Consider the following 15119-nt stretch of genomic DNA (forward strand, 5'->3'; position numbering starts at 1 on the left):
GGGATTTTTCAATGACAAGCCCAAATAACTATTTGTTGATTGTAAAAATTTAGCTATACTTATTTTTAAGTATAGCTTATATTTTACACAATGCAGAAAGATAAAATTATCCAATTTATGAAGGAACATCATGGTTATGCCCGCACGTCGGATCTCCTAAAAAATGGCATTTCCTTCCGGGATGTGAAGAAGCACGTCCAAACAGAACAAATTGAACAAATCAAATGGGGTCTCTATCGCCTTAAAGATACAGATTCCACTTCAACTCGGGATTTTGTCGATATTTGCAAGGCAATCCCAACGGCAGTCATTTGCCTATATTCCGCACTTTCGCATTATGGCCTTACCACTTTCATGCCCACGGAAATCATGATCGCCATTCCCCAAGGGTACCATTCCCCAAAAATGACTTATCCTCCTTTTCGTGTGTTTAATTTTTCAAAAGATCAATATAAAGTTGGTATCGAAACTATACATACCAAGGCAGGTAACTACAGGATTTATTCTCCCGAAAAATCGGTGTGTGATGCCTTTCGATTCAGGCGAAAACTGGGAGATGATACGGCCAAGGAAGCTCTATTCACCTATCTGGACAAGAATGACAAAGGATTCAAGAAGCTACTGGATGCAGCTCAAGTTTGCCGTATGAGCAATGTGATGAAACCCTATATTGAGGCTCGAATGGCATGACCAAGGAAGTCAAAAATATTACTGCTTCAGTCAAAGCAAGATTACTCAATTATGCCAAGAAGGAAGGGATCGCTTTCAATCGTATCTTGGTTTATTACTTCCAAGAACGATTCCTGTATCGTGTTTTCCTTTCAAAATATAAAAATAAACTCATTCTCAAAGGAGGGGCCCTTCTCCTGACATTGAACATCAACAAAGGCCGCTCTACTCAGGACATTGATTTCTTGGCAAGGCTTGAAAAATTAGATCATCCAATGGCAGAAAAGATTGTTCGAGAAATCGCTGCCATTCAGTCTGAGGACGGTGTTATTTTTTATCCCGATTCTGTAAAATGTTCCAACATCCGGGAAGACGGAACGATTAACACCCTGAGAGTTCATTTTGATGCCACGCTTGGGTCGGCAAAAGGCGTCATGCAAATTGACATCAGTTTTAAAGACATAGTCATTCCCGATCCCATATCTTTTCAATACCCAACCCTTCTCGACTTTCCTGCACCAACGTTGGAGGCTTATTGTTGGGAAACGGTGATTGCAGAAAAATTTGAGGCTATGGTTAAACTCCACACGCTCAACAGCCGTCTCAAAGACTTTTATGACATCCTCTTTTTGGCGCAAAGACAAGATTTTGATGGAAAGAGTCTGAGGAAAGCTATTGTTGGCACTTTTAAGAAAAGAAATATCGCATTGGAGACGACGCCCAATGTATTTACCCCTATCTTTATGGGGGATGAGACCAAGAAGGTTCAATGGCAAGCCTTTTTGAGGAAAACACAAGTGACGGCTAATCAGGATTTTCAAAAAATTATTTCTTTGATCAGGGATTTTTTGGAGCCCGTGGCTACAGCCATTGCAGAGAATCGTGATTTTGAAAAACAATGGGACCCAAAAAAATTTGCATGGTTATAAAAATTTCAACTCATGACACTTTTAAAACTTCATTTCTTCATTCACATAAAACTTCGAACGGTGCGATTGAACAAGAGGTTTTATTTTGTAATATGTTGGCGGAGTCCAAAAGTATGGGAAGAGAAACACCTTTTGACAAGCTGATTACTGAACTTTATAAAAACACCCGTAAATCACAAGTAAATTTGATTCGCTCTTTCTTGCAAGAAATAAGAACAATTTACCTCATGATGACAGAGGTGTCTGAAGCTTTTTCAGAAAATATAAAAATAGCCCAGCGATTTAAGAAATTAGAAACTGAAACACCTCCTCCAGGAGACATAATTAGACTCACCGACCCTGACTTAGCAATAAGAGTACGATTGTTTTACAATTTGCTAGTTTCAACAATTGTGAGCTATGGCGAAAAAAGTGAATTTTTTCAAAAAATTATACCAAATTATTTCAGAATAAAAATGTTTAGAAACACCTTTGTGGCACATTGGAGTGAGTATTTAGATGTTCCATCCTATGGTTGCTACTTTAATGGTTTAAAAAAATTTCCGATTCCTCGGTATGTTAGGCAGGACTTCAAAGTTTCTGAGGTAAATGACATTTTCAAAAAGTATGAATTGCAAATCAATTTAGGTGATAACTTCATAGATGAATTTGATAAAATCTATCAAGCCTTTGAAGAAAAGTGGGAAAAACAATTAAAAACTGAAAAGGGAAGTAAAAAAACTGATTTGGGAAAATTAATTTCAGAGTTAGACCAACATCTTTTAATTATTCCAATCAGCGATCTAGGAAAATTTTTTACGGATCTTGCTAAGCAATCTTTCTTTCCAAGTGAAAAATAGCAGGGCGATTAATCGCAAATTTGGGTTATTTGAACCAGTGGGTGATAAGGTTGAAATGCTCTTTGGATACGGGTTGGACGGAAAGACGCATGGCGCGTTTGAGGACGAGCATGCCGGTTAGGCCGGGGTGTTCTTTTAATTCGGTGAGGCTAATGATTTTGGGGAATTTTTCTACAAATTCTACATCGACCATATACCACAGGGGCTTTTGCGGGGTCGATTTAGGATCGTAGTGGTGGTCTTGAGGGTCCCAAAAAGTTTGGCGATCCTTTTTTAGGTTATCGATGGAGTAAGAGCTGGGTTCAGATTTCATTAACCAGTATTGAGTGCTCATAACATTTTGTCGTTTAGCCAAGTTCCAATCCTTTGAAAACTAAAAATCGTCATAAAAATGAATAAAGCAGGAAATAAAATCAAATGGGGATAAAAGGCTAAGGCTTGATAGCCATCCCCGGCGAGGGTCCCCCAACTGGCGTGGGGAGGTTTTAGCCCAAGACCAATGAAAGACAAGGTAGACTCTGCTAAGATAAGTGCGGGAATGCGTAAAAATAATGCAGCTTTGAGTGGCACAAAGGTTTGGGGGAGTAAATGAATAAGAAAAATTCTCCAAGGTTGGGTTCCACAAGACCTGGCACCTTCAATGAAAGGCATGGCTTTGTATTTAAGAAATTCACCTCGCGTTAAACGGGCAATGCCTACCCAGTTTAGACAAGAGAGGGCTATGACCATGCCCCAAAAATCTCGGCCTAAGTAAAGACCCAGCAAAATGAAAAAGAGCAAATCAGGGATAGAGTAGAGCATGTCTAAGATCCGCATGAGTAAAGCATCTACTTTGCCTCCTAAAAAGCCTGAGATACCGCCATAGAGAACGCCCAATCCTAAAGCAAAGCCCGTAGCGATGCCGGCGCAAGCCAAGGAGATTCGGGCGCCAAAGAGGGTCCTGGCTAACAAGTCACGACCTAGTTCATCGGTGCCAAACCAGTGTTTGGCATTGGGCGTGACTAAAATAGCGTCGAATAATTGTGCGTTAGGGTCGTAAGAGGTTAAGAGCGTGGGTAGGAGGGAGCCAAGGAATAATACGCCAATAAAAGCAAAACAAAATAAGATTGAGATGGGGAATTTTTTATTCATGTTGCCTTTAGCCTCGGGTCTAACCAAACATAGAGCAGATCGACGATCCAATTGAATGCTATTAAGATACTCGAATAAACCAAGGTGATTCCCATCACTAAAAAATAATCTCGATTAATGATAGCACTGACAAAATGTCGCCCTAGGCCTGGGATTGAAAAGATGATTTCTACTACAAAAGATCCGGTGATGAGATGAGCGGTGAGTGGGCCTAGCAATGTTAGTACGGGGGGACTAGCATTTTTAAAGGCATGCGAGACGAGGGCTTGTATGAGCGTTAATCCTTTTGCTCTTGCGGTGCGCATGTAGTCTGACTTTAGTTGATCGATTAGTACATGGCGCGTGAAGATAGCAAGATAGGCCGTTGGGTAAAGGCTTAGGGTTAACACCGGAAGTATGCGAAAATTGGGGCCTTCCCAAAGGGCAGGGGGCAATAATTTTAAATAAATCGAAAATACAAAAATAACTCCCACCGCGAAAATAAAACTGGGCCAGGAAATGAGCAGAGTGGCTAAAGATTGAAGGCTTGAATCAAACCAATGGTTTTGAAAACGTGCCGATAAGATTCCCATCAGGCATCCAACCATGACGCTAACCAGTAGTGCCCAAAGGCCCAATTCAAAAGATACAGGCAAGGCCTGAAGAATAATGATACTAACATCTTGGTCTATAAAAGTAAGCGATGGGCCTAAGCGGCCTTGTGGTAAATATTTAAAATAGGCGCCCAAGTCTTTACCTAACCAAACCAGAAAAGAATCATTTCCCTTAGGATGCAGCCCATATTTTTCGTAAAGATTAGCTTGAATAACTTTAGGCAATTGCTTTTCGGTGTCAAAGGGGCCACCGGGCAGGGTGTGAAGGAGAAAAAAAGTGCCTATCAGAATGGCTAAAAGCGTTACCAGATTGGTTAAAGATCGTTTGATGAAAGGCATGCTTTAATTATCCTTACTGACAAGTTTGTAATAAACAAAATCCAAGGGGAGGGGTTTGAAATTGCGCACCGATTTTTTAACTAAGATATTTTGCGTAGCAATAAATAGCGGAATAATTACGGTTTGATCTTCTAATAATAACTTTTGGGCTTGATGGTAAGCTTGAATTCTTTTTTGCACATCTTTTTCTACGGCCGCTTGGGCAATCAACGTATCGTATTGCGGATTTTTCCAACCCGTATGATTGTTGCCTGAATATTGGGTAAAGAGATTCATAAAATTATCGGGGTCGGGGTAATCAGCCCCCCAGCCCAAGCGAAACAAGGCCGGGGGGTCTTGGGCTAATTGAGCCAGGTAAGATTTCCATTCCTGATTTTCTAATTCAACGTTGAGGTTTAAATGTTTTTTCCATTGGGCTTGGGCCCATTCTGCAATTTTTTTATTAAGGGGGTCGCTATTAAAAACCAAAGTGAGTGGGGGAAGAGATTTTGAACTTGCTTCTGCCAATAAGGCCTTGGCCTGTTCGGGATCAAAACGGATTCCTGCATTTTCTTCATATCCCAACAATCCAGGTGGGATCCAAGCGGAGGTTATTTGTTCACCGCCTTTCAAAATTTGCGGTAAGGGTGATTTATCAAGAGCCATGCTTAAGGCACGACGAATTCTTACATCATGAACCGGGGATTTACGAATATTGAAACCTAAGTAATAACCTCGTAGTTTGGTTTGGCTTATTAATTCAGGGTGATGACGATATTGCGATAAAGCAATGGGTGGCAGTAGCGCAATGTCAAGTTGCCCGCTTTCATAAAGGGCCAAAGTGGTGCTGGGATCTTGCACCACATAAATACGAAGTTTTTCAATTTTAGGCTTAGGCAAACCACCATAATGCGGGTTGGTTTTAAGTTGCAATCGATATTGGTGCCACCATTCTTGCAATTGATAAGGTCCGCAAGTTTGAATATTTTTCGGGTCTGTCCAGTGAGAACCATGTTGTTCAACAATATCCTGGCGCAACGGAAAGGTTACCATGAACGTGGTAAGGCTGGGGAAAAAGACAATGGGTTTATGAAGGCGCACTTCAAGGGTGTGGGCATTCAAGGCTTTAAAGCCAAGTTGAGTCGCATCTTTTAATTTGTCTTGATTAAACTCTTGCGCACCTTCGACGTCAAAGAGGTAATACGCATATTCAGCGGCCGTTTTAGGGTCTAATAACCTGGTCCACGAGTAAACAAAATCATGGGCCGTTACCGGTTTGCCATCCGACCAACGATAATTGGGGTTCAAATAAAAAGTATAAATTTTACCATCTGGGCTAATCTTCCAAGATTGAGCAATAGCGGGGGTGGGTTTTAAATTTTCATCAAAGGCAGTTAATCCCTCCATGAGTTGGTTTAAAATTTGATAACTAACATTGTCAGTGGCCAAGTTCCAATCGAGGGTAGGGGGTTCAGAGGCCACTGAAATATTAAGCGAGGGGAAATTTTGAGAAGTAAGGGATGTACAAGCAAATAATAATAAACATAATAGGAGGCTCATTTTTGCCATAAGGTCTATTTAAGATTTTTATGCTTTTATTAACAAGCATTTTAAGTATATCGCTAAATGATATCAATCAGCTCAAAGGAGTTTTTATGAAAAGGAAGCTGCGCTTAGTTTTAATTTTGGGGGTTTTCTCGGTATTATTTTTCTCTTTTTCCAATGTTCAAGCCGAAGAATCGACAAAACATTTTATTTGGAAAATGCATTCTACCCAAGGGCAGGCCTACTTGATGGGGTCCATGCATATTTTAAAAGAAGGAGATTACCCTCTCCCTAAGGTTTATGACGAAACCTTTAAAGCGGCCGATGCCTTAGTGTTTGAAATTGATCAAATGCCTAATTCTAACGAGAGTGCAGAGCTTATTAAAAAGTATGGGTTGCATGAAGCGCCCACCACCCTTCATAACTCTGTTTCTAAAAACACCTTAAAGCTGCTGCAAGATTGGCAAAAGAAAAACAACCTACCTCCTGAGATGTTTAAGCAATTTAAGCCATGGCTAGTATCGGTTTTATTACCACTGCTTGAATTCAACAAATTAGGTTTTGATAGCAAATATGGGCTCGATGCTTATTTTTTAAAATTGGCTAAACAAGCAAAAAAGCGGGTATTAGCTTTAGAAACGGCAGAAATCCAATTTGGATTTTTTAATGCCCTTAGCGCGAAGGTTCAAGAAGCCATGTTAAAAGAAAGCTTGGTTGAGATAAATCTCATGGGGAAAAAGATTAATGAATTATCACAGGCTTGGAAGGGTGGTGATGTTAAAACTATGGCCTCATTAACCAATGAAAGTTTGAAAGAATTTCCTGAAGTTTACGACATTTTATTGGTGAAGCGAAATCGAGATTGGACGGGTAAGATTGAAAATTTGATGAAAAGCCAGCGTAGCCCGTTAATTATTGTAGGGGCAGCCCATTTGGTGGGGCCAGATGGTTTGCTCAAAATTTTTGAAAGCAAGGGATATACCATCGAACAACTATGATGGTACGTGCAGAAACAGATCTAAGCTTACCATCACAAAATAAACCACGCTTAAAAGCCCGTTAGCAGTAAAGAACGAAGCCGTTATTTTTTTAGGCTGGTCTAGTTTGAGTAAGCCATGTTCGGCCATTAAAATTACCCCGACGAATAGGCTGCCTATCCAACCTAACCAATACAGATTCATAAAATAGGCAAAGAGCCCTAAGCTTACCCAAAAAATAAAGTGAAACAGGCGAGATAAGAGCAACGCCCGTTTTGGCCCCATGAGCACCACCAGGGATTTAAGAGAATTTTGCCGATCAAACTCGTAATCTTGAGTGGAATAAATAATATCAAAACCTGCTACCCAAAAAAACACCGCAACCCCTAAAAGCAGAGCAGGGGGTTCAACCTTTCCCGTTACAGCAATCCAGGCGGCAATAGGCGCGATACCTAAACTCAAGCCTAAAAAAAGTTGGGTGTAATGAGTGAAGCGTTTAGTGAGAGAATAACCCAACACGATCATCAAAGCCAACGGCGAGAGCCAAAACGAGAGTGGATTAATAAAATAAGTTGTGACGACGAATAATAAGCCGGGAATGATGACCAGCCCTATAACGTAGGGTTTTGAAAGAATGCCAGTGGGTAGATGGCGATTAGCCGTGCGGGGATTTTTTGCATCGAAAGGTGCATCAACTAAGCGATTAAAAGCCATGGCCGCTGTGCGAGCTAAAATAAGACAGGCAAAAATTTTTAAAAAAAGGGGCCAAGGGGGCATTTGTTTTTTGGCGTAAAACATAGCCGTTAAGGCAAAGGGCATGGCAAAAAGGGTATGAGAAAATTTTACCAGTTCAAGGGTATGTTTAACAATCTTGACCATAGCGAATTTTTAAATCGTGTTGGATGCCCATGTGATCTAAGATTCGGGCCGTGACTGTGTCAACGGCTTCCACTAGATTTTTGGGTTTAGAATAAAAAGAAGGATTGGCGGGTAAAATCACGACACCCAAATTTGATAATTTCAACATATTTTCCAAATGAATCGAAGAAAAGGGGGTTTCCCTGGGAACGAGAATGATTTTGCGCCGTTCTTTAAGAAACACATCAGCCGTGCGGGTGACTAAATCGTCTGAGATCCCTGTGGCGATGCGACTTAAGGTCCCCGTGCTGCAAGGGATGATGGCTAATAAATCATATTGCGCCGATCCACTAGCAAAGGGAGCGGTGAAATCATCATTGGCATAAATTTTATAATCCCATTCTTTTAAAGATGCGCCAACTTCTTGTTGGTAAATCTGAGTTCCATTACGGGAAGCAATAATTTCTACTTGATGGTTGGTTTTGCGTAAAAAAGCTAACACCCGTTGTGCATAAACAGCGCCGCTTGCCCCTGTGATAGCTAAAACAATTTTCATACGGCCTCGGCTTCAAGCAGGTGGGCAATGCCACCTGACAGTGGTTTGCTAGAACGAAGCGAAAAATGATGCTTTTGTAAAAGGGCTTCGTACTCTTCGAGCGTGACAAATTGTTGAATGGAACGAAAGAGGTAGCGATAGGCATCGGGGTTTTTTGAAATAAGGCCACCTAAGGTTGGTAAAATATATTTTCCATAGGTTTGATAAAAGAGTTTAGAAAGCCCGGTGTTGGGTTTGAAAAATTCTAAGATCACAAAAGAACCCCGTTGCTTTAGAACTTTTCTAATTTCTTGCAGGGCCTGTTCTCGCAATTCGAGATTGCGAATCCCAAACCCGCAAACTATAACATCAAAAGATTCAGACTGGAATGGCAACGAATGTCCATCCCCACAAGTAATTTGAATATTTTTGGCCGTCGTCTTGTGCAAGCCTTCTCGCAGCATGGGCAAAGAAAAATCGCAGGCTACAATAGAGAGGTAAGGTGCCTGTTCATAGAGTGCCACCGACAAGTCCAGGGTGCCAGCGCATAGATCTAAAATCGAGGTGGGATTTTTCTTAAGGCAGGCCTCCACCGCCAACTGCCGCCAACGCACATCGGTGCGAAAACTCAAAATCCGATTGGCCGCATCATAGGTGTCGGCAATGCTAGAGAACATTTTTTGAATCTCTTTCGACATATCTAAATTGCACCTTACAAATAACTATCAGAAGATGTCAATATGACCTAAATAATGCCGTGGAGGGGCTGCCCTTGTACTCCCCACGCGTCCACGCGTTTTTCAATGGCAGGATCAGGCATAAGAACAGGGGCGTGGTGAGGTTTGGCCCTAGCATCGATGACAAGAGAACCAGCGCAGCCCCAATGTTTTTGCTGGGTGAAGCTTTCAATACCATCAATATCGGTGGCAGGGTTGGAGCGGGTGAAGGTTACCCACAAAAAATTGCGCAATGATTCACTTAAAAAGTTGGTGTTGTCGGCGATGATGATTAACGGAAATTGATTAATGGGGTCATGGGCTTTAAAGACTTGGCAAAAGTCAGTGGTTGTTTGGGAGGTGGCACCTTCAATTCCTAAAATGCCAGGCAAGATGACGCGAGGATTTTTAAATCCGTTGGGTAGATTTAAATTGCTGGGAAGTTGGGTGGCCAATTTTCTTTTGCTTAAGCCTACTGCGGCCAAAACAACCTTAGACCCTTTATTGAACCCATGTCCTGAATAATCTAAAGTGTCGATGGTGGTTTGAGTTTGAAAATGCACATCGCGACGGAAATCAATTCTAGAAAGCATGTGTTCAAAAAATGCCGGAATATTTTCAAGATCAAGATGGGGATTGTCTTGCTGGGCCGCGATGAATAGATATTTTGCCAGTGATAATTGGCCTTGTCCTAAGATGGCAAGGCTTTGGGTTAAAATTTCTTGGGGTTCGGTTAAGGGTTTATAGGGAGTGTAGCGTTCGCTACCAATGGCTAGAAGCAGAGGATGCACCCCGGCTTCATCAACCGCATGCACACGACGCACTCCCGGAACCACGCTTGGAATAAGGGGTGCCGTGAGTTCGTGGATAAATTTGCCAAAAGTACTGTCTTCTTGCGGGGGGCGCCCTACGGTAGTGAAAGGCCAAATGGCGCCTGGGCGATGGTAGACATTTTCAACTTTCAGCACAGGGTAATCGTGGGTTAGGCTGTAATAACCCAAGTGGTCACCAAAAGGCCCTTCAGGGAGTAGTTTCCCTGGGATGACCGTTCCGGCAATACAAAAATCGGCCTCGGCATAAATGGGAAGTGGGCTTGCTCCCATAATCATCGGGACACGTCGGCCACCTAAGAGCCCGGCAAAGGTTAATTCCGACATATCCTCCGGCATGGGCATCACGGCTGCAACCGATAGAGCCGGTGCGCCTCCTACAAAAATATTAACTCGAAAAGGAAGTTTGGCCTCGGTGGCTAAGGTTTGGTGTATGCCAATCCCACGATGGATTTGATAATGCAGACCGATTTCTTCATCGGGCACATACTGCCCACCCGATAGTTGAATGCGATACATCCCTAAATTAGCATGTTGCAAGCCAGGCTGGGCAATGCTTTCGGTGTAAACAATGGGCAAGGTGATAAAGGCGCCGCCATCTTGAGGCCAAGAAACTTGGTGGGGGAGTTGATGAATTTTAATGGAATGGGCTAAAATCGGGCCTTTTTTAACTTTTTTGGGTAAGAGGTGCAGGGCGGCGCGAGGGAGTTTTAAAAGTTGGCCAGGGTGTTTCAATAATTGAGTAGGGTCTGCCTTAAGCGAAAAAAGCTGTTGAACTCGATCGAGGGTGTCGCGAAATAAAAAATGGCAGCGTTCTTCGGTCCCAAAAAGATTGCCTAACATAGGAAAAGGGCTATTTTTCACTTTTGTGAACAAAATGGCTGGCCCTCGATTTTCACAAACCCGGCGTTGGATGGCACTTACTTCGAGGTTTGGATCAACCGGTTCTTCAAATAAAAGCAATTGGTGATGTTTGAGAAGATCTTGTACACAGGCCTGAAGATTTTTGTAACCCATGGTGTGGCCAATAACAGATTTAAAATTTTTGTGGAGTTTTTTTGAACTTGGGGGTATTTTTAACACTTACGGTCCTTAAAAAAGTTAGCAAAATATTAAGAAAGAGAGTGAACCATGATAAGAATCCATCGTATTGTTTTAGCTGTTTTGTTTGCCATGGCGTCGTTTCAAGTAAGTGCCCAAGCCCAAGGTAAATTAGATGAGGCTTTGAGGGATCATAATAAAGCGATTGAGCTTAATCCCAAAGATCCTGTGGCCTATCTCAATCGAGGTGTGACTTATTATGATATGGGTAAAATGCCAGAGGCCTTATCCGATTATTCCAAGGCCATTGAATTAAAGCCCGATTATGCCATTGCCTACTATAATCGCGGCCTAGTTCATCATGATGGTAAACGCTACCCTGAAGCTATCACCGATTATTCTAAAGCGATTCAATACGATCCAAAATATATCAATGCTTACTACAACCGCAGTATTGTTTATTATTATTCGGGTCAACAACAAGAAGCTCTTGTCGATATCAACAAGGCCTTAGATTTGGGTTCAAAGGTTTACGATACCTATTATCAACGGGGTCTGATTTACCACAAACTTAAACAATATAATCAAGCCTTGGTTGATTATGATAAGACCATTGAACTAAATTCTAAATTTGTTCGAGCTTACAATAATCGCGCCTTAGTAAGGCACATCTTGGGTCAGATGGCCCCTTCAATTGCAGATTACACCAAGGCCATTATGTTAGATCCTAAATATGCCGATGCCTATTTTAATCGGTCACTGGTTTATGAAGACATGAAACAGTATCAAAAGGCCATTGATGATTTAAGCAAGGCCATTGAGCTCAATCCCAACGATTCTGAAGCCTATTCCAACCGTGCTAAATTGAAGAATAAGTTAGAAAATAAATAAAAAAGGGATTAAACAAATGTCATCCCCCGGTCTGAAGCCGGGGGATCCATGATGACCCAGGCAAAAGAATTTTCCCATTGATCATCGAAAAGTCAACCGATTCACTTTGAAACAGGCTGTGCATTGGGTCTTGGCTGTCATCAACAGAAACACCGATGAGGTCGGCCTTTTTGCCTGCTTCAAGCGAGCCGATCTCATGTCCCAGTTGTAGGGCCTTAGCGCCATTTTTTGTTGCCATTATAAAAATATCTTCTTCAGAAAGTGCCGGGTATTTTTCTTTCATACTGCGTAGTACTTCTAACATTGAAAGATTTCGACTACTGGCTAAGCTATCGGTGCCTAAGCCTAGCGTAATATTTCGCTTCAATAATTTTTCTAAGGGGAATGGGTCATGATGAAAATATTCATGGCTCAAGGGGCAATGGATAACCGGAATAGACTTCTGAGCCAATAGGGCTAAATCGGCATCATTAATATAATTAAGATGAATTGCCATCAGGGGGTGATCTAAAATCCCCAACTCGGCGAGCGTTGCGATGGGGCTTGAATGAGAGGGAGTAGGGTACACCCCCCTTTCAACAATAAACTGAAATAATTCACCCGCATTTTTTTCAAAATAGTCGCGCTCTGCGGCGCTTTCCAGCAAATGAATAGAAAGAAGTTTGTGATTTTGATCTTTGAAATTTTTTAAAACCAAAGGGTCTAAGGCATGAACAGAATGAGGGGAAGGGTTAAACGTCAAAAGCGAAGTATTTTTTTCATATTCTTGAGCTAATCGTTGGGTTTGATGGTAAATGCTTTCAGCAATTTCAGGAATAACTCCTAAATTTTCCAAAAAAATTCTACCTCGAAAAGGCATTCGTAAAAGGGCCTCAAAATCACTGTTAAAGCTGGCGTGATCTCCTAGGGTGGTAACCCCGGCTGCTAAATTTTGCTCAATCCCCCTTTGAATATTGTTGCGCCAAGTTTTGGTGCTAAAATTATTTTTTGTTTCAAGCAAAACTCGAATCCATTCGGTGAAAGAACCTGGATAGGGCAAAGGTTTTGCTAGGGTTAATTCTAAATGACAATGCGCATTCACTAATCCAGGAAAGATGGCAAAATTTTTGAGATGAACTCGATTTTTTTCTTGGTGAGCTTTTGAAGGTAAGCCAGCCGCTTGTCCTGCATAGCTGATAGAATCGCCTTGCACCCATACAGCAGCATCTTCAACGATAGCTTGCTGAGGATTCTTTAAAAATTTGGCAAAGACTAAGGAGTTCACAACATGCCTTACTAAGGAGGACATAGTCTACTGCACATATGACACAGGATCATGAGCCGAGACAAGGAAGATGAGCAAAAAATTTGGAGGCGTAGCCTAAGCTACGTCGATGAATTTTTTGTGAAATCTGACGCAGTCGTAGGCCATGAGCCGAAGTCAGATGTGTAGTAGACTATGTCCTCCTTAGTTATGGAGGTATTGATAAAAGGTATTACGTTGGCGGGGGATTTTTCCAGCTTGGGTGATCACGCGACAAAGTTCGTCCACCGTCGTTTTATTACCAACCCCGGTACTGCGTACTACATTTTCCTCCAGCAGGGTGGATCCCATGTCATTGCCGCCAAAATAAATAGCGACTTGGGCTAATTTAATCCCTTGGGTTAACCAGCTTATTTGGATATTTTTAAAGTTGTCCATAAAGATTCGACTAACAGCCAAGGTTTTAAGATAATCGTGGCCACCTACTGAAGCAAGATTAAGCGGAGAATTTCCTGGCACAAAGGTCCAAGGGATAAATGCAAAAAAACCTTGAGTGCGATCTTGCAAGGTGCGCAGTAAATTCATGTGTTGGATGCGATCTTCAAGCGTTTCAATATGGCCAAACATCATGGTGGCCGAACCTTGAATGCCCAATTGATGTGCGGTCTCGCATACCTCTAACCATTGAGCCGCACTGCATTTGCCGGCAGATAATTCCCGACGAATTTTATCATTTAAAATCTCAGCCCCTCCACCGGGGATACTGTCGAGACCCGCCTTTTTTAATTCGGAAAGTAACTGCTGATAAGAAAGTTTACATAATCTCGCAATATGATGCAGCTCGGGTGGGCTAAAGGCGTGAATCGTAACTTGAGGATATTTTGCTTTAATATGAGAGAGTAAGTTTAAGTAGTAGTCTAATTTAAAATCGGGATGATGCCCGCCTTGCATCAGAATTTGAGTGCCACCTGCTTTTAAGAGTTCTTCGATCTTTTCATCAATTTCTGCATGGGTGTGTTCCCAACTATTCGTTGCGCCTTTGTCTGCCCGAAAGGCACAAAACTTACAACGTAGCACACAGACATTCGTGTAATTGATGTTACGGTCTACCACATAACTAATCACATCTTGATTTTTACGTTGATTCAATTGATTAGCCCATTGCCCCAAGGTCATGAGATCGACTTCTTTAAATAAAGCCAAGGCTTCTTCGGATGAAATTCTTTCGCCCGCTTCAATCTTATGCGACAAATTCGATGGGATGGTCATGTTCGGTTTGCTCCATTTTCTTAATGTATTGAAAGAAAGTCTTTAAACCATCAAGTTCGTGGTTGCCAAGCTCATAATAGATGTTTTGGGTAAGGTATTTCCAGGCAAGCTCGGGTCTAATGATTTTTTGGGTGTGGGCAATTTTTTCAAGATTTTTTAAGCCTTGCGCAAGGGCAGCGTGCAAATCAGCGACCACGTGTGATAAATGATCTAGGTGAGTCATCCAACAGGCATAAACAAATGGTTTTTGGGTCCATTGTTGCCAAGCCTCTCCCAAATCAATCATGCGTGTAGATTCGCTCTGAGTTAGACAGGTGTCGCCAATGAGTAATTCCATTTCGAAATCCTTGGGTTCATCCCAAGAAATTTCATTAAAACTTCTACCATGATTTTGGGTCAGCAAAATTTGGCATAATTTTCGAGAAGTCAAAGAAGCGGGGTCAAGCTTCATTTTTTTAACATTTAATAGATTAATTTTAGGGGAGGTTGGAAAGAGTCCCACGCTTTGCACAGGGCCTCGTGAACAAATGCCCATGCCGGGTAAAATCTTTAAAACAGGATTTTCTAGATAAGCCACCACGGGTAAAAGCCCAATATCAATTTCACCTTGGGCCAATTTTTTTTGTAGCGAACTTGGGGTATCAAAGCTAATAGAATATTGGTTTGGATCAAGGCCATAAACTAAGGCCTTAGAATTAAGATAAGCAGGACAACCCAATCGAATCATCATAGGTG

Annotated in this window: 16 protein-coding genes; 5 read left to right on the forward strand and 11 right to left on the reverse strand. The window is 41.8% G+C overall.

The annotated features are described in order from the left end of the window. The first annotated feature begins 90 nt into the window (after positions 1–90). From HYU97_01235 to HYU97_01245, 3 genes are read left to right on the forward strand one after another with little or no spacing between them, the layout of a single operon-like run. Positions 91–690, forward strand: coding sequence for a type IV toxin-antitoxin system AbiEi family antitoxin domain-containing protein (locus tag HYU97_01235; protein MBI2335372.1), 600 nt, complete (start codon positions 91–93; stop codon positions 688–690). Continuing rightward, positions 687–1598, forward strand: coding sequence for a nucleotidyl transferase AbiEii/AbiGii toxin family protein (locus tag HYU97_01240; protein ID MBI2335373.1), 912 nt, complete (start codon positions 687–689; stop codon positions 1596–1598). The genes HYU97_01235 and HYU97_01240 overlap by 4 nt, the downstream gene beginning before the upstream one ends. Beyond that, a complete protein-coding gene (locus HYU97_01245) occupies positions 1589–2437 on the forward strand; it encodes a hypothetical protein (protein ID MBI2335374.1) in 849 nt (282 codons plus the stop codon). Before HYU97_01240 ends, HYU97_01245 begins: the two co-directional genes overlap by 10 nt. Positions 2438–2462: 25 nt before the next feature. On the opposite strand, the gene HYU97_01250 is transcribed toward HYU97_01245, so the two are convergent. From HYU97_01250 to HYU97_01265, 4 genes are read right to left on the reverse strand one after another with little or no spacing between them, the layout of a single operon-like run. Further along, positions 2463–2771 carry an EVE domain-containing protein gene (locus HYU97_01250; GenBank protein MBI2335375.1) on the reverse strand — a complete coding sequence of 103 codons (309 nt, stop codon included), beginning with the start codon at positions 2769–2771 and terminating at the stop codon, positions 2463–2465. Further along, a complete protein-coding gene (locus HYU97_01255) occupies positions 2768–3568 on the reverse strand; it encodes an ABC transporter permease (GenBank protein ID MBI2335376.1) in 801 nt (266 codons plus the stop codon). Before HYU97_01255 ends, HYU97_01250 begins: the two co-directional genes overlap by 4 nt. Next, entirely contained in the window at positions 3565–4500 is a 936-nt protein-coding gene (locus HYU97_01260; protein ID MBI2335377.1) for an ABC transporter permease, read from the reverse strand. The genes HYU97_01255 and HYU97_01260 overlap by 4 nt, the downstream gene beginning before the upstream one ends. A 3-nt stretch (positions 4501–4503) precedes the next feature. After that, on the reverse strand, positions 4504–6048 hold the full coding sequence (locus HYU97_01265) for a peptide ABC transporter substrate-binding protein (GenBank protein MBI2335378.1): 1545 nt from the start codon (positions 6046–6048) through the stop codon (positions 4504–4506). 86 nt (positions 6049–6134) lie between these two features. On the opposite strand from HYU97_01265, the gene HYU97_01270 reads away from it, so the two are divergent. Further along, positions 6135–7022: a TraB/GumN family protein gene (locus HYU97_01270; GenBank protein ID MBI2335379.1), complete on the forward strand. Its 888-nt coding sequence runs from the start codon at positions 6135–6137 to the stop codon at positions 7020–7022. On the opposite strand, the gene HYU97_01275 is transcribed toward HYU97_01270, so the two are convergent. The 4 genes from HYU97_01275 to HYU97_01290 are packed head-to-tail and all read right to left on the reverse strand — an operon-like array spanning position 7017 to position 10957. Continuing rightward, positions 7017–7880 carry a 4-hydroxybenzoate octaprenyltransferase gene (locus HYU97_01275; GenBank protein MBI2335380.1) on the reverse strand — a complete coding sequence of 288 codons (864 nt, stop codon included), beginning with the start codon at positions 7878–7880 and terminating at the stop codon, positions 7017–7019. The genes HYU97_01270 and HYU97_01275 overlap by 6 nt on opposite strands. After that, entirely contained in the window at positions 7864–8415 is a 552-nt protein-coding gene (locus HYU97_01280; GenBank protein MBI2335381.1) for a UbiX family flavin prenyltransferase, read from the reverse strand. Before HYU97_01280 ends, HYU97_01275 begins: the two co-directional genes overlap by 17 nt. Continuing rightward, entirely contained in the window at positions 8412–9092 is a 681-nt protein-coding gene (locus tag HYU97_01285; GenBank protein ID MBI2335382.1) for a ubiquinone/menaquinone biosynthesis methyltransferase, read from the reverse strand. Before HYU97_01285 ends, HYU97_01280 begins: the two co-directional genes overlap by 4 nt. A gap of 47 nt (positions 9093–9139) precedes the next feature. Then, complete coding sequence (locus tag HYU97_01290) at positions 9140–10957, reverse strand: UbiD family decarboxylase (protein ID MBI2335383.1); 1818 nt, start codon at positions 10955–10957, stop codon at positions 9140–9142. A gap of 114 nt (positions 10958–11071) precedes the next feature. Here HYU97_01290 and HYU97_01295 point away from each other — a divergent pair, with 114 nt between their 5' ends. After that, on the forward strand, positions 11072–11872 hold the full coding sequence (locus tag HYU97_01295) for a tetratricopeptide repeat protein (protein ID MBI2335384.1): 801 nt from the start codon (positions 11072–11074) through the stop codon (positions 11870–11872). A gap of 19 nt (positions 11873–11891) precedes the next feature. On the opposite strand, the gene HYU97_01300 is transcribed toward HYU97_01295, so the two are convergent. From HYU97_01300 to HYU97_01310, 3 genes are all read right to left on the reverse strand, one after another. After that, positions 11892–13160, reverse strand: coding sequence for an amidohydrolase family protein (locus HYU97_01300; protein ID MBI2335385.1), 1269 nt, complete (start codon positions 13158–13160; stop codon positions 11892–11894). A 159-nt stretch (positions 13161–13319) separates the two neighbouring features. Beyond that, positions 13320–14384 carry a dehypoxanthine futalosine cyclase gene (gene mqnC, locus HYU97_01305; GenBank protein MBI2335386.1) on the reverse strand — a complete coding sequence of 355 codons (1065 nt, stop codon included), beginning with the start codon at positions 14382–14384 and terminating at the stop codon, positions 13320–13322. Further along, positions 14356–15114, reverse strand: a complete 759-nt coding sequence (locus HYU97_01310) for a menaquinone biosynthesis protein (GenBank protein MBI2335387.1) — start codon at positions 15112–15114, stop codon at positions 14356–14358. The genes mqnC and HYU97_01310 overlap by 29 nt, the downstream gene beginning before the upstream one ends. Positions 15115–15119: the final 5 nt, after the last annotated feature.

The sequence above is a fragment of the Deltaproteobacteria bacterium genome (genome assembly GCA_016183235.1).
Classification (GTDB): domain Bacteria; phylum UBA10199; class UBA10199; order DSSB01; family JACPFA01; genus JACPFA01.